This is a genomic window from Streptomyces sp. NPDC029674, assembly GCF_044903205.1.
Lineage (GTDB): Bacteria > Actinomycetota > Actinomycetes > Streptomycetales > Streptomycetaceae > Streptomyces.
The window spans coordinates 360,735-380,214 of the sequence record NZ_JBJDPY010000008.1 but is presented as its reverse complement, the minus strand read 5'-3'; the positions used below and the strand labels follow the sequence as shown (position 1 = coordinate 380,214).

At 70.6% G+C, this 19,480-nt stretch carries 15 protein-coding genes and 1 pseudogene; 6 read left to right on the top strand and 10 right to left on the bottom strand.

Translation table 11 applies throughout. From position 1 onward, the window contains the following. Window positions 1-156: 156 nt before the first annotated feature. Window positions 157-903, top strand: a complete 747-nt coding sequence (locus ACI2L3_RS21730; RefSeq protein ID WP_404753999.1) for a MerR family transcriptional regulator — start codon at window positions 157-159, stop codon at window positions 901-903. A 51-nt stretch (window positions 904-954) separates the two neighbouring features. On the opposite strand, the gene ACI2L3_RS21725 is transcribed toward ACI2L3_RS21730, so the two are convergent. The 5 genes from ACI2L3_RS21725 to ACI2L3_RS21705 all read right to left on the bottom strand — a co-directional run bounded on the left by ACI2L3_RS21725 (window position 955) and on the right by ACI2L3_RS21705 (window position 7,971). After that, window positions 955-3,138 carry a 3-hydroxyacyl-CoA dehydrogenase NAD-binding domain-containing protein gene (locus ACI2L3_RS21725; RefSeq protein WP_404753998.1) on the bottom strand — a complete coding sequence of 728 codons (2,184 nt, stop codon included), beginning with the start codon at window positions 3,136-3,138 and terminating at the stop codon, window positions 955-957. A 250-nt stretch (window positions 3,139-3,388) separates the two neighbouring features. Further along, window positions 3,389-4,603 (bottom strand): acetyl-CoA C-acetyltransferase, encoded by a 1,215-nt coding sequence (locus ACI2L3_RS21720; RefSeq protein WP_404753997.1) that lies wholly within the window; start codon window positions 4,601-4,603, stop codon window positions 3,389-3,391. Window positions 4,604-4,641: 38 nt separating this feature from the next. Then, window positions 4,642-5,784, bottom strand: a complete 1,143-nt coding sequence (locus ACI2L3_RS21715; protein WP_404753996.1) for an acyl-CoA dehydrogenase family protein — start codon at window positions 5,782-5,784, stop codon at window positions 4,642-4,644. A 10-nt stretch (window positions 5,785-5,794) separates the two neighbouring features. After that, complete coding sequence (locus ACI2L3_RS21710) at window positions 5,795-6,820, bottom strand: LLM class F420-dependent oxidoreductase (protein ID WP_404753995.1); 1,026 nt, start codon at window positions 6,818-6,820, stop codon at window positions 5,795-5,797. Continuing rightward, window positions 6,820-7,971, bottom strand: a complete 1,152-nt coding sequence (locus ACI2L3_RS21705) for a CaiB/BaiF CoA transferase family protein (protein ID WP_404753994.1) — start codon at window positions 7,969-7,971, stop codon at window positions 6,820-6,822. The genes ACI2L3_RS21710 and ACI2L3_RS21705 overlap by 1 nt, the downstream gene beginning before the upstream one ends. A gap of 157 nt (window positions 7,972-8,128) precedes the next feature. Here ACI2L3_RS21705 and ACI2L3_RS21700 point away from each other — a divergent pair, with 157 nt between their 5' ends. After that, window positions 8,129-8,578: a DUF523 domain-containing protein gene (locus ACI2L3_RS21700; RefSeq protein WP_404753993.1), complete on the top strand. Its 450-nt coding sequence runs from the start codon at window positions 8,129-8,131 to the stop codon at window positions 8,576-8,578. A gap of 93 nt (window positions 8,579-8,671) precedes the next feature. Further along, a complete protein-coding gene (locus ACI2L3_RS21695; protein ID WP_404753992.1) occupies window positions 8,672-9,895 on the top strand; it encodes a saccharopine dehydrogenase family protein in 1,224 nt (407 codons plus the stop codon). Window positions 9,896-9,975: 80 nt separating this feature from the next. Here the strand turns inward: ACI2L3_RS21695 and ACI2L3_RS21690 are convergent, their stop codons facing one another. Next, a complete protein-coding gene (locus tag ACI2L3_RS21690) occupies window positions 9,976-11,421 on the bottom strand; it encodes a glyceraldehyde-3-phosphate dehydrogenase (protein ID WP_404753991.1) in 1,446 nt (481 codons plus the stop codon). Between the two features lie 58 nt (window positions 11,422-11,479). Next, window positions 11,480-12,178: an endonuclease V gene (locus tag ACI2L3_RS21685; protein WP_404753990.1), complete on the bottom strand. Its 699-nt coding sequence runs from the start codon at window positions 12,176-12,178 to the stop codon at window positions 11,480-11,482. 148 nt (window positions 12,179-12,326) lie between these two features. Between ACI2L3_RS21685 and ACI2L3_RS21680 the strand changes: the two genes are divergently transcribed. Both ACI2L3_RS21680 and ACI2L3_RS21675 read left to right on the top strand, forming a co-directional pair. After that, the gene (locus ACI2L3_RS21680; protein ID WP_404753989.1) at window positions 12,327-12,842 is read left to right on the top strand and encodes a hypothetical protein; all 516 of its coding nucleotides are present in this window, start codon (window positions 12,327-12,329) and stop codon (window positions 12,840-12,842) included. A gap of 85 nt (window positions 12,843-12,927) precedes the next feature. Next, the gene (locus ACI2L3_RS21675) at window positions 12,928-14,349 is read left to right on the top strand and encodes a flotillin family protein (protein WP_404753988.1); all 1,422 of its coding nucleotides are present in this window, start codon (window positions 12,928-12,930) and stop codon (window positions 14,347-14,349) included. Between the two features lie 15 nt (window positions 14,350-14,364). Here ACI2L3_RS21675 and ACI2L3_RS21670 read toward each other — a convergent pair. Beyond that, window positions 14,365-14,702 (bottom strand): annotated as a pseudogene (locus ACI2L3_RS21670) (transposase); the annotation flags it as partial. Between the two features lie 407 nt (window positions 14,703-15,109). Between ACI2L3_RS21670 and ACI2L3_RS21665 the strand changes: the two are divergent. Continuing rightward, window positions 15,110-15,454 carry a hypothetical protein gene (locus tag ACI2L3_RS21665; RefSeq protein ID WP_404753987.1) on the top strand — a complete coding sequence of 115 codons (345 nt, stop codon included), beginning with the start codon at window positions 15,110-15,112 and terminating at the stop codon, window positions 15,452-15,454. Window positions 15,455-16,030: 576 nt separating this feature from the next. Here ACI2L3_RS21665 and ACI2L3_RS21660 read toward each other — a convergent pair. Both ACI2L3_RS21660 and ACI2L3_RS21655 read right to left on the bottom strand, forming a co-directional pair. Continuing rightward, window positions 16,031-17,962 (bottom strand): rhamnogalacturonan lyase, encoded by a 1,932-nt coding sequence (locus tag ACI2L3_RS21660; protein WP_404753986.1) that lies wholly within the window; start codon window positions 17,960-17,962, stop codon window positions 16,031-16,033. A 369-nt stretch (window positions 17,963-18,331) separates the two neighbouring features. Next, window positions 18,332-19,255, bottom strand: a complete 924-nt coding sequence (locus ACI2L3_RS21655; protein WP_404754050.1) for an arabinan endo-1,5-alpha-L-arabinosidase — start codon at window positions 19,253-19,255, stop codon at window positions 18,332-18,334. Window positions 19,256-19,480 lie beyond the last annotated feature (225 nt).

Genomic DNA, 19,480 nt, shown 5'->3' with positions numbered 1-19,480 from the left:
GGCCGAGCGGTGGACAAGCATGTGACTGGCCCGGAGGGTTTCACAACACTGGTGTGCCAGCAATACTGTTGCACCGGATTGATGCACGCCCGGCCACGCACCGGACCGCTGCACAACGGGGAGAGGTCCGGAGAGCCGGCCGGGGAGGAGCGCGTCATGACGACGGACACGGACACGGACACGAACACCGAGGAGCCGACGCTCACGGTCGACGAACTCGCCGCGCGCGCGGGCGTCACGGTCCGCACGATCCGCTTCTACAGCACCAAGGGGCTGCTCCCGCCGCCGGTGATCGGCCCGCGCCGCGTCGGCCACTACGGCCAGGACCACCTGTCCCGGCTCGCGCTGATCGAGGAGTTGCAGCACCAGGGCATGACGCTCGCCGCCATCGAGCGCTACCTGGAGCAGCTGCCCGCGGACCTGAGCGCCCACGACCTGGCCATCCACCGGGCCGTGGTCGCCTCGTGGGCGCCGGATTCGGCGGAGGACACCACACACGCCGAACTGGAGCGCAGAGCGGGCCGCGCGCTCGACGACGAGGACCTTGACCGGCTCGCGGCGATGGGCGTGATCGCCCGCACTCCTGCCCCGGGCACGTACCGCGTCGACCTGGGCCTGCTGCGCCTCGGCGTGCAGCTCCTGGACGTACCGATCGCGCACGAGACGATCCTCGCGGCGCGCACGGTCCTGATGGAGCACACCCGCGAGGCCGCGCACGAGCTGTCCCGGCTCTTCCGCGACGAGGTGTGGGGGCCCTACCGCGAGCGGGAGTCGGACCCCGAGCACGTGGCGGCGATGCGGTCGCTCTCGGCCCATATGCAGCCGATGGTGGTGCAGGCGCTGGTGACCGCGTTCCAGCGCTCCCTCAAGGAGGAGCTGCGGGAGTGGCTCAAGGAGAGCTGAGCCACTCCCGCGCGGGATCCTCTTGAGAGCAGGGTCAGGTTGAGAGCAGGGTCAGGCGTCGCTGAACTTCTCGCCGTTCTCCGCCTTCTCGACGAGCAGCGCGGGCGGCGTGAACCGCTCTCCGTAGCGCTCGGCGAGCTCACGCGCGCGTGCCACGAATCCGGGCAGGCCGCCTTCATAGCCGTTGATGTACTGCAGGACGCCGCCCGTCCAGCCCGGGAAGCCGATGCCGAGGATGGAGCCGATGTTGGCGTCGGCGACCGACGTCAGGACGCCCTCCTCCAAGAGGCGTACGGTGTCGAGCGCTTCGGAGAACAGCATGCGTTCCTGCATGTCCTCGAACGGGATCTCGTGCCCCGGCTTGGTGAAGTGCTCGCGCAGGCCCGGCCAGAGCTTGCCGCGCTTGCCGTCCACATAGTCGTAGAAGCCCGCTCCCCCGCTCCTGCCGGGCCGCTCGAACTCGTCGACCATGCGGTCGATCACGGTGTCCGAGGGGTGGCCCGCCCAGGTGCCGCCCGCCTCCTCGACGGCCTTCTTCGTCTCGTTGCGGATCTTTCGGGGCAGGGTGAGGGTCAGCTCGTCCATCAGGGACAGCACCTTCGCCGGGTAGCCCGCCTGGGCCGCCGCCTGCTCGACGGACGCGGGCTCGATGCCCTCGCCGACCATCGCGACGCCTTCGTTGATGAAGTGCCCGATGACGCGCGACGTGAAGAAGCCGCGCGAGTCGTTGACGACGATCGGCGTCTTGTTGATCTGGCGCACCAGGTCGAAGGCGCGGGCGAGCGCCTCGTCGCCGGTCCGCTCACCCTTGATGATCTCGACGAGCGGCATCTTGTCGACGGGCGAGAAGAAGTGCAGGCCGATGAAGTCGACGGGACGCGTGACGCCCTCGGCCAGGGTGGTGATCGGCAGGGTGGACGTGTTCGAGCAGAGCAGCGCGTCCGGCTCGACGATGTCCTGGATCTCCTGGAACACCTTGTGCTTGAGCGAGGTGTCCTCGAAGACCGCCTCGATCACGGCGTCGCACCCCGCGAGGGCCTGCGGGTCGGCGGTCGGCGTGATGCGGGCGAGCAGCGCGTCCGCCTTCTCCTGGGTCGTACGTCCCTTGGCGACGGCCTTGGCGCAGAGCTTCTCGGAGTACCCCTTGCCCTTCTGCGCGGCCTCCGCCGAGACATCCTTCAGGACGACCTCGATGCCCGCGCGGGCGCACGAGTACGCGATGCCGGCGCCCATCATCCCGGCACCGAGCACGGCGACCTTGCGGACCTGGCGCGGCTCGACGTCCTTGGGGCGGTTGGCGCCGGAGTTGACGGCCTGGAGGTCGAAGAAGAACGCCTGGATCATGTTCTTCGCGACCTGGCCCGTGACCAGCTCGGTGAAGTACCTGGCCTCGATGGTCAGCGCGGTCTCGAAGTCGACCTGGGAGCCCTCGACGGCCGCGGCGAGGATGTTGCGCGGTGCCGGGTAGTTGGCACCCGCCGTCTGCTTCTTCAGGTTGGCGGGGAAGGCGGGCAGGTTCGCCGCGAACTTCGGGTTGGCCGGGGTGCCGCCCGGGATGCGGTAGCCGGGCCTGTCCCAGGGCTGCTGGGACTCGGGGTTGGCGTCGATGAAGGCGCGGGCCTTCTCGATCATCTCCTCCGGAGTGGCGGCCAGTTCGTGGACGAGGCCGTTCTCCAGAGCGCGCTTCGGGTTGTACTGGGTGCCCTGGAGCAGCACCTTGAGGAGGGCGTCCGTGATGCCCATGAGGCGCACGGTGCGGGTGACGCCGCCGCCGGCCGGGAGCAGGCCGAGGGTGACCTCGGGCAGGCCGATCTTGGAGCCGGGGGCGTCCAGGGCGACGCGGTGGTGGGAGGCGAGGGCGATCTCGTAGCCGCCGCCGAGGGCCGCGCCGTTGATGGCGGCTACGACGGGCTTGCCGAGGGTCTCGATGCGGCGCAGCGAGTTCTTGATGGCGTTGCCCGTGTCGAACGCCTCCTGGGCGTTGTCCGGGCCGACCTTGATCATGTCCTTGAGGTCGCCGCCCGCGAAGAAGGTCTTCTTCGCGGAGGTGTAGATGAACCCGCGGACGGCGTCCTTGTCGGCCGCGACGGCGGCCTCGGCGCGGTCGGCGATCGCCGCGATGGACTCCTTGAAGGCCTGGTTCATGGTGTTGGCGGACTGGTTGGGGTCGTCGAGGACGAGGGTGACGACACCGGTGTCGTCCTGTTCCCAGCGGATGGTCGTGCTTGCGGTCATGTTCGTTTCTCCGTGAAGTCTGTGGCGGGCGGAATCTGGGGAGGGCGGCTGGGGATCGTGGTCGGCTGACCGCCGGTGGGGGCTGGTCGCGCAGTTCCCCGCGCCCCTGAGAGGCGCACTCCGTGCGCCGTCTCAGGGGCGCGTCGGGGGAAGGCGCGCAGCCGCAGGCCTTCAGGGGCGCGGGGAACTGCGCGAGCGACCACGGCGCACCCGCGGTCGGCGACGCACCCCAGCCCCTACGGCGCGACCCCTACAGCCGTTCCACAATCGTGGCGATGCCCATCCCACCGCCCACACACAACGTGGCCAGCCCGTACCGGAGATCCCTGCGCTCCAGCTCGTCGACCAGCGTCCCGAGGATCATCGCCCCGGTCGCCCCGAGGGGGTGACCGAGCGCGATCGCACCCCCGTTGACGTTCACCTTGTCCAGGGACAGGCCCATGTCCTTCACGAAGCGCAGCACGACCGCCGCGAACGCCTCGTTGATCTCGACGAGGTCGATGTCGTCGATGGTGAGGCCGGCCTTGGCGAGCGCCTTGCGGGTCGCGGGCGCGGGCCCGGTCAGCATGATCAGCGGCTCGGAGCCGGAGACCGCCGCGGAGACGATCCGCGCGCGCGGCGCGATGCCGTACCGCTCGCCGACCTCCTTGGAGCCGATGGCGACCAGCGAGGCGCCGTCGACGATGCCGGAGGAGTTGCCCGCGTGGTGGACGTGGTCGATCTCCTCGACCCAGTGGTACTTCTGCAGCGCGACCGCGTCGAAGCCGCCCATGTCGCCGATGTCCTTGAAGGACGGCTTCAGCTTGCCGAGGGAGTCGGCGGTGGTGCCGGGCCGCATGTGCTCGTCGTGGTCGAGGACGACGAGGCCGTTGCGGTCCTTGACCGGGACGACGGACCTGGCGAAGCGGCCGTCCTTCCAGGCCGCGGCGGCGCGCTCCTGGGAGAGGGCCGCGTATTCGTCGACGTCGCGCCGCGAGAAGCCCTCGATGGTGGCGATGAGGTCGGCGCCGATGCCCTGCGGCGCGAAGCCGGTCTCGAAGTTGGTCATCGGGTCGTTGAACCAGGCGCCCCCGTCGGAGGCCATCGGGACGCGTGACATCGACTCGACGCCGCCCGCGAGCACCAGGTCCTCCCAGCCGGAGCGGACCTTCATCGCGGCGAGGTTGACCGCTTCCAGGCCGGAGGCGCAGAAGCGGTTCTCCTGGACGCCGGCGACCGTGTCGGGCAGTCCCGCGGCGATGGCGGCGATCCGCGCGATGTCGGAGCCCTGGTCGCCGACCGGACCGACCACGCCGAGGACGATGTCGTCGATGGCGGCCGGGTCCAGGTCGGGGAACCGTGCCTGGATCTCGTGGATCAGGCCGACGACGAGGTCGATCGGCTTGGTGCCGTGCAGGGCGCCGTTGGCCTTGCCGCGTCCGCGCGGGGTGCGGATCGCGTCGTATACGTACGCTTCGGTGGTCACGCGTTGAGCCTTTCGCGGGGTCTTCGGGAGGGTGAGGGTCAGCCGAGGAGGGAACGGCCGATGATCTCTTTCATGATCTCGGTCGTGCCGCCGTAGATGGTCTGGATGCGTCCGTCGGTGAAGGCCTTGGCGACGCGGTACTCGGTCATGTAGCCGTAGCCGCCGTGCAGTTGCAGGCAGCGGTCGGCGACGCGCTTCTGCAGCTCGGTCGCCCACCACTTCGCCATCGACGCGTGGACTGCGTCGAGTTCCCCGTTCGAGTGATCGACGATGCACCGGTCGAGGAACGTGCGGGTGACGGCGCACTCGGTGGCCATCTCCGCGATCTCGAAGCGGATGTGCTGGAGCCGGGAGAGCGGGCGCCCGAAGGCCTCGCGCTCCTTCACGTACGTCGTGGTGATGTCCAGGAGGTGCTCGGCGGCGGCGATCCCGGCGACGGCGATGCCCATGCGCTCCTGCGCGAGGTTCGTCATCAGGTGGATGAAGGCGCCGTCGAGCTCGCCGAGCAGGTTCTCCTTGGGGACGCGTACGTCGTTGAAGAAGAGCTCGGCGGTGTCCTGCGCCTTCTGGCCGATCTTGTCGAGGTTGCGGCCGCGCTCGAACCCTTCCATGCCGCGCTCGACGACAAGCAGGGACAGTCCGTGGGCGCCGCCTTCGGGGGACGTCTTGGCGACGACGATGACGAGGTCGGCGAGGATGCCGTTCGAGATGAACGTCTTGGAGCCGTTGAGCACCCAGTGGTCGCCGTGGTCCTCGGCACCGGTGCGGATGCCCTGGAGGTCGGAGCCCGCGCCGGGCTCGGTCATCGCGATGGCGGTGATGGTCTCGCCGGTGCAGAAGCCGGGCAGCCAGCGCCGCTTCTGCTCCTCGGTGGCGAGGGAGGTCAGGTAGGGGCCGATGATGTCGTTGTGCAGGCCGATCGCGAGTCCGGCGGCGCCCGCGCGTGTGAACTCCTCGGCGAGCACAGCGGAGTAGCGGAAGTCGTCGTTGCCGCCGCCTCCGTACTCCTCGGGGACGGCGAGGCCGAGCAGCCCCTGCTTGCCCGCGGCGAGCCAGGCGTCACGGCTGACGATCCCGTCCTTCTCCCACTGCTCGTAGTGGGGCAGCACCTCCTTGGCCAGGAAGGTGCGGACGGTCTCGCGGAACGCCTCGTGCTCGGCGGAGAAGATCTGTCGCTTCACGTACGGCCTCCTAGAGCCAGCCCTTGACGGTTTCGATCAGCTTGGCCGGCTCCGGGCCGACGGGAATGACGTTGAGCATGGTGACGCCCGCCGCCCGGAAGGCCTCGACGCGTTCGCGGACGTACCCTTCGGGCCCGCAGAGCGACATGAGCTCGCAGAACTCGTCCGGGACGGCGGCCTCGGCCTCCTTCTTCTTCCCGGCGAGGTACAGCTCCTGGATGCGTGCGGCCTCCTTCTCGTAGCCGTACGCGACCGCGAGGTCGTTGTAGAAGTTCTTCCCCTTCGCGCCCATGCCGCCTACGTAGAGGGCGATCTGGGGGCGGGCGCGATCCCGTACGGCCCCCGCGTCGTCGCCGATGGCCAGCAGTCCCCCGGCGACCGTCCGCAGCGGGCCGAGGGCCGGATCGCGCTTCTCCTTGCCGTCGGCGAGCGCGGCACCCCACACCTGGTGGGCCTTTTCCGGGATGAAGAGGGTGGGCAGCCAGCCGTCGGCGATCTCGGCGGTCATGCGGACGTTGGCGGGGCCCAGGGAGGCGACGTAGAGCGGTACTTCGGGGCGGACCGGCTTCGTGAGGATCTTCAGGGGCTTGCCGAGCCTGCCGCCCTTCTCCGCAGGCAGCGGCATGTCCGTGATGCCGTGGTGGTCGATGACCTCGCGGCGCAGGATGCGGCGGGTCAGCTCGATGGTCTCGCGGATCCGCCCGAGCGGCTTGTCGTACGCCTTGCCGTGCCAGCCCTCGACGACCTGCGGGCCCGATGCGCCGAGGCCGATGATCGCGCGGCCTCCCGAGATCGCGTCGAGTCCCGCGGCGGTCTGGGCGATCAGGGCGGGGGTGCGGGAGTAGACGTTGAGGATGGCGGCGCCGATCTTCATGCGCCGGGTGCGCGCCGCGAGGTAGCCCATGATCGTGGGCGAGTCGAAGCCGTACGCCTCCGCGACCCATACGGCGTCCAGGCCCGCGGACTCCAGTGCGGCGACGCCGTCGGCGCCCTCGCGCGGGTCGCCCGCGTAGGCGAGCGGGACCGAGATCTCCATCAGTGGTCCTCCTGTTCCTCGGAGGGTTCCGCGAGGGCCGGTACGTCCCAGTCGCGGGCCACCTCGGCGGTGTCGGCGCCCGGCTGGGCCGGGCCGGTGCGGACGCGCGTCGGGGTGGCGGAGAAGCGGGGCGCGGGGGCGGGCTGGGTGATGCCGCCGTGGTCGACGAAGGTGCCGCGTGCGGCGAGGTGCGGGTGGGCGGGGGCCTCGCGCAGGGACAGGACGGGCGCCACGCACGCGTCGGAGTCCTCGAAGACGGCCGTCCACTCGTCGCGCGTACGTTCCTTGAAGCGGGCGGCGACCGCCTCGCGCAGCTCGCCCCAGCGGGCCAGGTCCTTGCGGGCGGGGGCGGTGCCTGCGAGGCCGAGCAGGGCGATGAACTCGTCGTAGAACTGCTGCTCCAGGGCGCCGACGGCCATGTGACCGCCGTCCGCGGTCTCGTAGGTGCCGTAGAAGGGGCAGCCGCCGTCGAGGAGGTTGGCGCCGCGCCGGTCCTGCCAGCCGCCGGCCGCGAGCATGCCGTGGATCATCGCGGAGAGGTGCGCCGCGCCGTCGACGATCGCGGCGTCCACGACCTGCCCGGCACCGTGCACGCGCGCATGGTTCAGCGCCGCGAGGATGCCGACGACGAGGTAGAGCGAGCCGCCCGCGTAGTCACCGACGAGGTTGGCGGGGATCGCGGGCGGCTCGTCGGCGTTGCCGATCATGCCGAGGGTGCCGGTGATGGCGATGTACGCGATGTCGTGCCCGGCGCGCGGGGCGAGCGGTCCGTCCTGGCCCCAGCCGGTCATCCGGCCGTAGACGAGCCGCGGATTGCGGTCGTGGCAGGCCTCGGGGCCGACTCCGAGGCGCTCGGCCACGCCCGGCCGGTACCCCTCGATGAGGATGTCGGCGCGCTCGACGAGGCCGAGGACGCGGTCCGCGCCGTCGTCCGCCTTCAGGTCGACGACGACGGAGCGCTTGTTGCGGTTGGTCACGTCGTACTCGGGATTGATCGCGAGGCCGCCACCGCCGGGGCGGTCGACGCGCACGACGTCCGCGCCGAGATCGGCCAGCAGCATGGCCGCGAACGGGCCGGGCCCGATGCCCGCCAGCTCCACCACACGCACTCCGGCGAGCGGTCCGTGAACGCCCTTGCCCGGCACTGCCATTGAGCCCCCAGCGCTATGACACAGCTATGACACAACTGATGTAACACCAGTGATGCTATGAACGTGTCCCACCGCGCACAAGCCCCTGGCGAGCAAGCGCTTAGCCAATTTCCGGGGCGCACTCGGCCGCCGACCCGGCGCCGCCTAGCCTGGGGGCATGGATTCCGTACTGGTCAGCGCATGTCTGCGGGGCGTCCCGTGCCGCTACGACGGCCGCGACAAGGCCTCGCCGGAGCTCGACGAGGCGGTGGCCGGCCGTACGGTCGTGTCGTTCTGCCCCGAGGCCGCAGGCGGACTTCCGACGCCGCGCCGCCCCGCGGAACTCGTGGGGGGCGACGGGCACGACGTCCTGGACGGCACCGCGCGGGTGGTCGAGGACACCGGCCGCGACGTGACGGCCGAGTTCGTGGACGGTGCGAGGCGCGCGCTGGCGGCCGCGCGGCACGGCGGGTGCACGGAGGCGCTGCTGATGCCGCGCAGCCCCTCGTGCGGGCGCGGGGAGGTGTACGACGGGTCGTTCGGCGGGGAGCTGGTGGCGGGCGACGGGGTCACCGCGGCGCTGTTCGAGCGGAACGGGATAGCGGTCCGATCCGCGCCGGGGGTATAGCCGTGTCCTCCGGGGGTGTAGGCGTGGTCTCCGGGCGCGCACGCTAGCCTCGGCCACTCACGACCGCACGGGGGCGTACAGCGGAGAGGTGTCATGACCAGTCAGCACGGCGAGAGCGACGGGAACGACGAGACCGGCGCGAAGACGGACCGCCCCTACGACATCGTGCTCTTCGGAGCGACCGGCTTCGTGGGGGTGCTCACCGCGGAGTACCTCGCCTCGCACGCCCCCGAGGGGCTGCGGTGGGCCATCGCGGGACGCGACACCGGGAAGCTGGAGCGGGTGCGCGAGCGGCTGGCCGCACTCGACCCGGCGTGCGCCGAACTCCCCCTGGTGCGCGCCGATGTGGCCGACCCCGACTCCCTGCGGGAGATGGCCGCCCACGCGCGCGTGGTCGCCACGACCGTCGGCCCCTACCTGACCTACGGGCAGGAACTGGTCGCCGCGTGCGCGGAGGCCGGCACGGACTACGTGGACCTGACGGGCGAGCCCGAGTTCATCGACCTCATGTACGTGCAGCACGACGCCCGCGCGCGGGAGACCGGCGCCCGCCTCGTGCACGCCTGCGGCTTCGACTCGGTCCCGCACGACCTGGGAGCGTACTTCACCGTGCAGCAACTGCCCGAGGGGGTGCCGCTGCGCGTCGACGGATTCGTGCGGACCAACGGGCAGTTCTCCGGCGGCACCTTCGCCTCCGCGCTCAACCAGTTCGCGCGGGCCCCGCAGATGCTGGCCGCCGCGAAGGAGCGGCGGCGCCACGAACCCCGCCCGACGGACCGCAAGGCGTACGCCCCGCCGAGCGCGCCCAGGTACGCGGGCGAAGTCGGCGCGTGGGCACTGCCGTTGCCGACGATCGACCCGCAGGTGGTGCAGCGCTCGGCGCGGGCCCTGGAGCGGTACGGGCCCGACTTCCGCTACCGGCACTACGCGGCCGTGAAGACGCTGCCGGTCGCGCTGGGCGCACCGGTGGCCCTCGGCGGGCTGCTGGCAGCCGCTCAACTGCCGTCCGTGCGACGTTGGCTGTCGGACCGGCTGAAGCCCGGTGACGGGCCGAGCGAGGAGCGGCGGGCCAGGACGTGGTTCTCGGTGCGGTTCGTCGGCGAGGGCGGCGGCAAGCGGGTCTTCACCGAGGTGTCGGGCGGCGACCCGGGGTACGACGAGACGGCGAAGATCCTGGCCGAGTCGGCGCTGTGCCTCGCCCTGGACGAGCTGCCCCCGACGGCCGGGCAGGTCACGACGGCCGTGGCGATGGGTGACCCGCTGCTCGCGCGGCTGCGGGCGGCGGGGATGTCGTTCCGGGTCGCCTCGGTGCGGTAGGGCAGCTCGGTGCGGTAGGGCGGCGAGTACGGCCACATGGAGATGCCCCGCACGTTTCCGTGCGGGGCATCCACCGGAGATCAGACCACCGGCACCGGGTAGGTCGGGTACTCCACCCCGGAGACGTACTGGACGACCCGGATGACCTGGCACGAGTAGCCGAACTCGTTGTCGTACCAGAGGTAGAGGATCGCGTTGTCGCCGTCGACCTTGGTCGCGCCGGCGTCGACGATCGAGGCGTGGCGCGAGCCGATGAAGTCGTTCGAGACCGCGTCGGGGGCGCTGGTGAAGTCGATCTGGCGCTTGAGCGGCGAGGTCAGCGACACGTTGCGGAGGTAGTCGAGGACTTCCTCGCGGTTGGTCTCGCGGCCGAGGCGCAGGCTGAGGATGGCGATCGAGACGTCCGGCACGGGCACGCGGATCGAGCTGCCCGTGATCGGCGCCTTGAGGTCCGGCAGCGCCTTGGCGACGGCGGACGCGGCACCCGTCTCGGTGATGACCATGTTGAGCGGCGCGGAGCGGCCGCGGCGGTCGGCCTTGTGGTAATTGTCCAGCAGGTTCTGGTCGTTGGTGAACGAGTGGACGGTCTCCACATGGCCGCGCACGACGCCGTACTCGTCCGCCATCGCCTTGAGCGGCGGCACGATCGCGTTGGTGGTGCAGGACGCGCAGGACAGGATCTGCTCGTCCGGCTTGATCGTGTCGTGGTTGACACCGTGCACGATGTTCGGGACGTCGCCCTTGCCGGGGGCGGTCAGGACGACCTTGTCGATACCGGGGCGCAGGTGCTGCGAGAGGCCCTCGCGGTCCCGCCACTTGCCGGTGTTGTCGATGAGGATGGCGTCCTTGATGCCGTACGCCGTGTAGTCGACCTCGGAGGGGTCGTTGGCGTAGATCACCTTGATCTCGTTGCCGTTGGCGATGATCGTGCTGTTCGCCTCGTCGACGGTGATCGTGCCCTGGAACTGGCCGTGGATGGAGTCGCGGCGCAGCAGCGAGGCGCGCTTCACGATGTCCTGGTCACCGCCCTTGCGGACGACGACGGCGCGCAGGCGCAGGCCGTTGCCGGAGCCGGCCTTCTCGATGAGCAGACGGGCGACGAGGCGGCCGATGCGGCCGAAGCCGTAGAGGACGACGTCCCGGCCCTCGCGGCACTCGATCTTGTTCTCGCCCGTGGCGCCGGCGACGGCCTCGGCGGTGAACTCCTCGACACTCAGACCGCGGTCGTCGGTCCGGTACGTCGCGGCGAGCATGCCGATGTCGATCTGCGAGGGACCGAGGTCGAGCGTGGTGAGGGCCCGCAGGAACGGCAGCGTCTCGGTGACCGAGAGCTCCGCGCCGGCGATCTGCCGGGCGAACCGGTGCGTCTTCAGGATGCTGACCACCGACTTGTTCACCAAGGAGCGGCTGTGCAGCAGGACCGTCACGTCCCGCTCGCGGTGCAGCTTCCCGATGATCGGGATCATCGACTCCGCGATCTCCTCGCGGTGCTTCCAATTGGTGAACGAGTCGTCATTGACAGTCACAGAAGTATCTTTCGAGCTAGGCGGCGCTCATATGCTAACCCGCCCCTCATTTGATCTTTCAACCCCCCGCCGCGGTCGCCTCCCGCAGGGCCGCCCGGCACAGGGCGTCCGCGCGCCGCGTGGACTCCGGGAGGCGGTAGCGGGGCGTCAGGCGCAGCACGTGCGCGCAGGCGTTCGACAGGCTCACCCGGTGGCCCGCCGAGACGAAGACCGGCTTCACGCCCTCACGGGTGCGCAGCGCGCGGCCCACCTCTTCGGAGCCGTCCAGGAGCGGCGCCGCGCTCCCCCGTCCGGCGGCCGGGGCCTCGTACGAGAACGTGAAGGGGTTCTTGGCGACGCCCAGCGTGGCCAGGCCGGTCAGCACGCCGAGGTGGCTCGCGAGGCCGAAGCGGCGCGGGTGGGCGATTCCGTAGCCGTCGCAGACGACCAGGCCGGGGTCGGCCCGCAGCCCGGCGAGCGCGGCGAGGACCGCCGGGATCTCGCGGAACGCCAGCAGGCCCGGCACGTAGGGGAACGCCACCGTGCCGACCGCCGTCGACTCCTCGACCACGTCGAGCGTCGCGGCGTCCAGCACGACGACGGCCGCGGCGACGATGTCCCGCTCGTCGTCGTAGGCGACATCCACCCCGGTGACGTGTCCCGTGCCGGGCGGCGGGCCCTCCTCGTCGAGGACGACGCGGGTGCGCAGTTCGTCCTGGACGGCGCGCGCCGTCCGCTCGTCGGTGGGCCAGTCCGGGGGCAGTATGCAGCTGATCATGGTGCGGGCCAGCCTAGTTGGCGACGGGCGGAGTGTCCGGCATTAAAGACGCGTAAAGACTGCCGGAACCAGGCAATGTCAGTGCCTCCACCGGCGTGCCAGGATCGCTCCGTACCGAGGTGGACGGCGTGACGGGGGAAGTGATCCGATGACGGTCTTTCTGGTTCTCGGCATCACGGGGATCGTGCTGCTGGTGCTCTCGCTCGTCCTCGGCGGGGTGCTCGAAGGCCTCTTCGACGGGGCGGGCGCGCTGGACGGGCTCTTCGATGGGCTCCTCTCACTGCCGGTCGTCGCCGGGTTCGTGTCCATGCTCGGCTTCGGCGGGGCGCTCGTGCTCGGCACCACCGGCCTCGGCGCGGGCCCCGCCACCGTCGCGGGCGCCTGCGCCGGGACCGGAGCCGCCTTGCTGACGTGGAAGGTCACCCGCGCCCTGATGCGCGACCAGACCGCCCGCACTCCGCGCGGCGCCGACCTCGTGGGCACCCCGGGGTCCGTGGTCACCGCGATCCCGGCCGACGGCTACGGCGAAGTGCTGCTGCACCTCGCGGGCCAGCGCGTGAAGTTCGCGGCCCGCAGCTCCGTCGCCGTGGCGCGGGGCACCGAGGTCTGGGTCGACGCGACGCTCTCGCCGACCTCGGTGACCGTGCGGCCCGTGGAGCGCTGACCCGGGCACACGCCTGCGGGCCACCCACACACAGACCATCCCGAAACCGATCTGCCGTCCCCGGACGGCAGAGGGGGAATGCACCATGAGCTCAGTCCTGATCTCCGTCGTCGGAGTCGTCGTACTCCTCGTCCTGTTGGCGCTCGTCGTCATCACGCGCTACAAGGTCGCCGGGCCCAGCGAGGCCTTCATCGTGACCGGCCGGCGCGGCAAGAAGTCCACCGACCCGGACACCGGCCGGGTCATGACCGACAACAGCGGCCAGAAGGTCGTGGTCGGCGGCGGCGTGTTCGTCGTGCCGTTCGTGCAGCAGAAGTTCACCCTCGACCTGTCCTCGCGGCACATTCCGATCGCGGTGCGCGGCGCGGTCACGCTGCGCGGTGTGAAGGCGAACCTCGAAGGCGTCGCCATCGTGAAGGTCGGCGGCACCGAGGACTCGATACGGGCCGCGGCCCAGCGGTTCCTGGTGCAGCAGGACGGCATCGTCGGCTTCACCCAGGAAGTGCTGTCCGGCGCGCTGCGCTCCATCGTGGGGCGGATGTCGGTCGAGGACATCATCCGGGACCGCGCCGCGTTCGCCGGGCAGGTCGCCGAGGAGGCCGAGGCCAGCCTCTCCGGGCAGGGCCTGGTCCTGGACGCCTTCCAGATCCAGGACATCACCACCGAGGGCTCCTACCTGGAGGACCTGGGGCGGCCCGAGGCGGCCCGCGCCAAGCAGGAGGCGGACATCGCCGAGGCAGTGGCGCGCCGCGCCGCCGAGCAGGCGCGGCTGAAGGCCGAGGAGGAGATCGCGATCGCCCAGCGGACGTTCGCGCTCAAGCAGGCCGAGATCAAGGCCGAGACGGACGAGGCCGCGGCCCGCGCGGGCGCCGCCGGACCGCTCGCCGAGGCGGCCCGGCAGCAGGACGTCCTGTCCGAGCAGGAGAAGGTCGCCCAGCGCCAGGCCGCGCTGACCGACCGCGAGCTGGACACCAAGATCCGCAAGCCCGCCGACGCCGCGCGCTACCAGGCCGAGCAGGAGGCGGAGGCCCGCAGGATCGGCCTGGTCAAGCAGGCCGAGGCCGACGCGGAGCGGGCCCGGCTCACCGGTGAGGGCGAGAAGGCGCACCGCGCCGCGCTCGCCGACGCCGTGCGCCTGGAGGGTGAGGCGGAGGCCGCCGCGATCGGCGCGAAGGGTTCCGCCGAGGCGGAGGCGATGCACAAGAAGGCCGACGCGTTCACGCGGTACGGCGACGCGGCGGTCCTGCAGATGCTCGTCGAGGTGCTGCCGAGCGTGGTCGCCAAGGCGTCCGAGCCGCTCAGCGCGGTGGACAAGATGACGGTGATCTCGACGGACGGGGCGAGTCAGCTCTCGCGGACGGTCGCGGACAACGTCGCCCAGGGCGTCGAACTCCTCAACTCCACCACGGGAGTCGACCTCGCGGAGCTCCTGAAGAACCTCACCGGGGGCAGGACGCCGACACCGGCGCCCGCGCCCGTCGACGGCCGGATCGCGGTGACCGACTAGGCGGTTTCGTTTGGATCAGCGGGCGGACCGGAGGAAGATGCCGGCGATGTGGAGTCCGGCGAGGTAGATGGTCGCGGTCTTCTCGTAGCGGGTGGCATGCCTCGCCACTGTTTGAGGCGGTTGATGCACCGCTCGACGGTGTTGCGCTGCTTGTAGGTCTCGCGGTCGAAGGCGGGTGGCCTGCCACCCCGGCTGCCCCGTCGCAGCCGGTGGCCACGCTGATCCGCCGGGATGGGAATCACCGCCCGGATGCCGCGCTTACGCAGGTGGTCGCGGATCGCACGGGATGAGTAGGCCTTGTCCGCCAGGACCATGTCCGCCGCATCTTCGGTGGGCAGGGGAGGTGTACGCGGGTCGTTGTACTCGGCGTTCTTGGCGTTGCTGCCCTCGCCGAAGATGCACTCCTGGTCCTGGTTTTGCTGAAGATCGGTTTCCCCGGTGTCGAGAAGGAACTCGCGCCCTCCGACTCCGAGGTAGACCCACGAGTCGGTGCCGGCGGCCGGGACGTCTGCCGTCCATACGTGTGCGCGGATCTGTGTGGCGGATTCGGCTCCATCGGGGCAAAGGCGATGGATCTGGAGCCGCGCCTGGACACGCCCCTGCGGCGCGTGTACGGCGCCGACCACGACGACCCCCACCCAGGACCGCGGCCCGGCCACACCTGTCGTGAGCAACCTTCGCTGCGAGAGGTCAACATGTCGGCCACGTCGAAGGAGGCCCGGCGGCGGGTGGGGCTCGGCGCGTGCGGGAGGATCGCTTCGTGACCACTCTCATCCCGCCTCCCGGGCCCGACCGACACCGGGCGATAGTCAGCGAGGTGGCCCTCCTGTGGGCCGCGCACCACCCCGGGCCGTTCCCCGACGTGCCGTTTGATCACCGACACGATCTGGCGTACCTGGATCTCAACATGGCCGGCTGCGTCACGGCCTATCTCAGGAACGATGGAGTTCCGGGCCCGGACGACGTCGAGGTTCTCCGTGACTGCCTGCCGGAGCTCCGTGCGGCCGTGGCGCTGCTGGCGCGTTCGGCGAAGTACCGAGAGGGACTCAGGGTCTTCAAAGGCTTGCTTGCGATGGCCGAACTCATCCTCGCCGATGGGGCGTAAGCCGGTCGCCGCCCGACCCACACGCATCGCAGTTTCCGCCGCACCAGCAGGGACGACCCAGCCCCGGTCAAGATCACTTGTCAATCAGTCAAGATCACCTGTCAGAGGGCAGTGGTAGCACGGCTATGGGGTGGCTGTCGGGGCCCGGTGAGGCGGTCGAGCCGTTCGTGGAGCGCCCGGTCGAGGCGGGCGCGGTTCTGGGCGCAGTGCACGGTGCCGTGTATCGGTTGGGACAGGCGGCTGGTGGCTTCCCGCAGGACGACTTCGGCGAGCGCGCTGCGGCCGTCGTCCTTGGGCAGGGCGGCGGCATGGCCGCTGGACGTCGACGGCCAGGGCGCGGGCGTGCCCGGTCAGCTGGAGCACGATCTGTTCGTAGTCGCGTGCGGTGAGACCCGGGTCCTTCCATGCCAGGACGGTGGTGACGAGCACCTCGTACCGGGCGCGGTCCAGGAGGAACGCGGCGTCGGCCAGGCCGTGGGGGCGTACAGCACGGTGTGCGCCGATGACGGCGCCTCCGGCGCCCTCGCATCTGCCATGAGCCCTCGCCTCGTAGGCGAGGGCTCGCCCGTGCCCCGTCTACTTCGTCCCGAGGTAGTAGCTGACCTGCGGCGGCTGGTTGTAGCCGGTGTTCTGCCAGGCCACGCCCGTGCGGTACACGGGGTCGTGCATCAGTGTCGGCAGCCGGTACTCGGTGGGATGCGGGGTGCTGTAGAGCCGCAGCGCCGTGGAGTCGGCGTTCCGCCAGATCATCTCCTCGCGCCAGTCACCGAGCAGGTCCGCGGAGAGCGCCGGGCTGCCCTTGGTCCAGTTGTTGGACTTGGCGTCCTGGTCGTGCCAGATGCGGGTGAGCTCGCTGTCGCCGTCGTACTTCAGGATCTGGCCGTAGCCGGTCTTCGCCGAGCCTGACCAGCGGTGATCGAGCAGTTCACGGTGGGCGTCGCCGTCCCACCAGATCGCGGAGTTGTACGAGGCGCCGCCGCCGAACGCCGGAATGCTGTCGCTGATCTTCTTGCCGGCCGCCGTGTAGAGCCCGCCGCCGCTCGACCAGCACTCGGCGCCTGCGTGCTGCCTGGCCAGGTCCGCGCAGATGCCGCGGCCGACGTCCGTGCCGGTCTTCTGGCCCCACAGGATCTGGCCTGTCTTCGCGTCGTGCATCTCGAAGCCGTAGGCGGAGTCCTTGTGTTCGTGCACGTTGAAGGACTCCAGGCCGGGGCGCGTCGGGTTCAGGTCGCCGACGTGCAGGGCGTCGCCGTGTCCCAGTTTCGTGGTCCACAGGCCCGAGCCGTTGTCGTCGACGGCCATCGCGCCGTACATGATCTCGTCCTTGCCGTCACCGTCGACGTCGGCGACCGCGAGGTTGTGGTTGCCCTGCTGGTCGTAGCCCTTGCCGCGGTTCGCCGAACTGTTGCTGTCGAACTTCCAGCGCCGGGTCAGCTGTGAGCCGTTCCAGTCGTACGCGGCGAGTGCGGTGCGCGCGTAGATGCCGCGGGTGAAGACCATGCTGGGCCTGGTGCCGTCGAGGTAGGCGGTGGCGGAGAGCAGCCTGCCCTCACGGTTGCCCCAGGTGTCGCCCCAGTCGGCTGCGGAGCCGCGGGCGGGTTCGAAGGGTTCGGAGTCCATGACCTTGCCGCTCGCTCCGTTGAAGACGGACAGGTATTCGGCTCCGCTGATGACCGCGCAATTGGCTGCGAGGTGCGAGGCGTTCCGGTCGCCGATGACGGTGCCCGCGGCGTCCTTTGATCCGTCGGAGGTGCGGACGGCCATCTCGGCCTTGCCGTCGCGGTCGTAGTCGTACACCTGGAAGGAGTCGTAGTGGGAGCCGCTGCGGACGTTGGTGCCGAGGTTGACCCGCCAGAGCCGCTTGCCGCTCAGCGCGTAGGCGTCGTAGACGGTCGGTCCGGTGCAGGTGCCGGAGTTGGCGACGTCGGTGGCGTTCGAGGGCGCCCATTTGACGACGAGCTCGTACTGGCCGTCGCCGTCCAGGTCGCCCGTTGAGGTGTCGTTGGCGGAGTAGGTGTAGGCGACGCCGTCGCGGGTGGTGCCGCCTTCGGGTTTCTGCAAGGGGATGTCGAGGCGTCCGGAAGCCCACACCCGGGCCTTCTCGCCGGGCTTTTCCGCGCCGTTGACGACGGCACGGACCTCGTACGTCGACGAGGGGCCGCCTCGGGTATCGAGGTAGTTGGTCTTGTGTGTCTCCTCGATGAGTTCACTGCCACGGTAGAGCTTGAAGGAGACGCCCTCCGGATCGTTGCCGAGCATCCGCCAGGTGACGAGCGTTCCGCCGTCCGCGGGCACCGCGACCAGGCCCCGGTCGAGGCGCTCCGCGACGCGGGCTGCGGCCAGAGCCTTCGTCGCCTTGTTGGCGGGCGCGGGCAGTGTGTCGGCGGCGTCCGCGAACCGGTCCAGGGCCAGGGAAGCGCCGGTGCCGACGAGGACGGCAGCGAGAGCTGCCGCGAGCAGCCGCCCTCTGCGGCGACGGCGGTGCGTTGCGGGTGGAACAAGGGACATGGATACCTCATGGGTCGGGGGCAGGGGCCGCTGGTGGTCGCCGCCCCTATGTAAAGGTTGTCGGTTCAACGGCCTACGGCCGGGCCGCAGGAGCCCTGCTTCAGCCACCGGTCACCCGCCGCCGACCGCAGACGGGCGCGTGAGCGACGAGGAAACCTCCGGCTCGTCGGCTGCCGTCCGGTCCCGGCCGTGATGCGCACCGGTGGGACGGCGAAGGTGCACCATGAACCGGCGGGGCAGGGCGGCGGGGCAGGGCGCGGTGGGAAGACCGAGTGGTGCAGCGGGCGGGCCGCACGTGCCCGTCGCGCGCGAAGGCATGGGAGTGGCGGCCCTTACGCGAACCGCCGCCCCCGCGCCGCCGAGTCCCGGTCAGTATGCGGTGGGCCAGCCGCCGCTCCACTTCAGCAGGTTGAGGCCGAGCTTGGAGGCACCGCCGTCATTGCCGTCGTAGTAGTGGTAGACGAGCAGGTCCTTGCCGCCGTCGCGCATGATGTCCTGCCCGCCGGGGCCGATCACGGATCCCTGGGACGCCATGACGACGGTGCCGCCGTCTTTGTTCATCGCGACGCCGTTGCGGTCGTAGTAGGGCCCGGTGGGGCTGGTGGCCCGGCCGACCTTGATCTTGTACGTGGAGGAGGTGCCGCTGCAGCAGGTGTCGTACGAGGCGAAAAGGTAGTAGTAGCCGTTCCGCTTGATGACGGTCGGGCCCTCCACCGCCCTGGGGGCCGTGGAGCGCGAGGCGAGCGAGTGGCGGGTGGTGTCCCTCGCGTACTGCTTGCCGGTCCCCGGGTCGAGGCGGATCATCTTGATCCCGCTCCAGTGCGAGCCGAAGGCCAGCCACCACTTGCCGTCGTCGTCGACGAACAGGTCAGGGTCGATGGCGTTGAAGTCGCTGCTGGCCGTGGAGGAGTAGACGACGCCCTGGTCCTTCCAGCTGCCCGGCATCCCGGTCGTGGAGGTGGCGAGGCCGATGGCCGAGGTATTGGAGCGGAAGCTGGAGACGGAGTAGTACATCAGGTACCGGCCGCCGTGATAGGAGACGTCGGGTGCCCACGGGTCGTTCTCGGGTGAATAGCGCGACCACCAACGAGGCGGTGAGGTGAAGGCGTTGCCGTTGCGGCTGAAGGCGACGCGGTCGGTGGAGGTGCGGGACTCCAGGTAGCCGTGGGTGGAGTGGAGCAGGTAGCGCCCGTCGGGCGCGCGGAGCATGGTCGGGTCGTGGACGGTGACGTCGCCGGTGACCCTCCCGGGGCCGGGGTAGGCGGACGCGCTCGACGGCATCAGGGTCAGCATGACGGCGGCGGGCAGGGCGAGGAACGAAGATCTGCGCAGAGTACGGTTCACGCGCTTCTCCTTCGGGTGTGGACGGATATGACATCGGCTTACAAACGACCGAGTGGCGCCCCCTTGTTCGGGGTGGAAGGCAACAGGCTTTCTGTGACGGGAGAGACGCTCGGGGAGTGTCCTGCCGCCTCCGGGTAGCACTCCCCCGTACGGGGGCCCGGCGCATCCCGCACC

What these genes read in the sequence shown, in the direction of transcription:
- ACI2L3_RS21730 (WP_404753999.1), top strand. Translation starts at nt 157, where the DNA reads ATGACGACGGACACGGACACGGACACGAACACCGAGGAGCCGACGCTC.
- ACI2L3_RS21725 (WP_404753998.1), bottom strand. Translation starts at nt 3,138, where the DNA reads ATGACCGCAAGCACGACCATCCGCTGGGAACAGGACGACACCGGTGTC.
- ACI2L3_RS21710 (WP_404753995.1), bottom strand. Translation starts at nt 6,820, where the DNA reads ATGGAGATCTCGGTCCCGCTCGCCTACGCGGGCGACCCGCGCGAGGGC.
- ACI2L3_RS21705 (WP_404753994.1), bottom strand. Translation starts at nt 7,971, where the DNA reads ATGGCAGTGCCGGGCAAGGGCGTTCACGGACCGCTCGCCGGAGTGCGT.
- ACI2L3_RS21700 (WP_404753993.1), top strand. Translation starts at nt 8,129, where the DNA reads ATGGATTCCGTACTGGTCAGCGCATGTCTGCGGGGCGTCCCGTGCCGC.
- ACI2L3_RS21695 (WP_404753992.1), top strand. Translation starts at nt 8,672, where the DNA reads ATGACCAGTCAGCACGGCGAGAGCGACGGGAACGACGAGACCGGCGCG.
- ACI2L3_RS21685 (WP_404753990.1), bottom strand. Translation starts at nt 12,178, where the DNA reads ATGATCAGCTGCATACTGCCCCCGGACTGGCCCACCGACGAGCGGACG.
- ACI2L3_RS21680 (WP_404753989.1), top strand. Translation starts at nt 12,327, where the DNA reads ATGACGGTCTTTCTGGTTCTCGGCATCACGGGGATCGTGCTGCTGGTG.
- ACI2L3_RS21675 (WP_404753988.1), top strand. Translation starts at nt 12,928, where the DNA reads ATGAGCTCAGTCCTGATCTCCGTCGTCGGAGTCGTCGTACTCCTCGTC.
- ACI2L3_RS21660 (WP_404753986.1), bottom strand. Translation starts at nt 17,962, where the DNA reads ATGTCCCTTGTTCCACCCGCAACGCACCGCCGTCGCCGCAGAGGGCGG.
- ACI2L3_RS21655 (WP_404754050.1), bottom strand. Translation starts at nt 19,255, where the DNA reads ATGCTGACCCTGATGCCGTCGAGCGCGTCCGCCTACCCCGGCCCCGGG.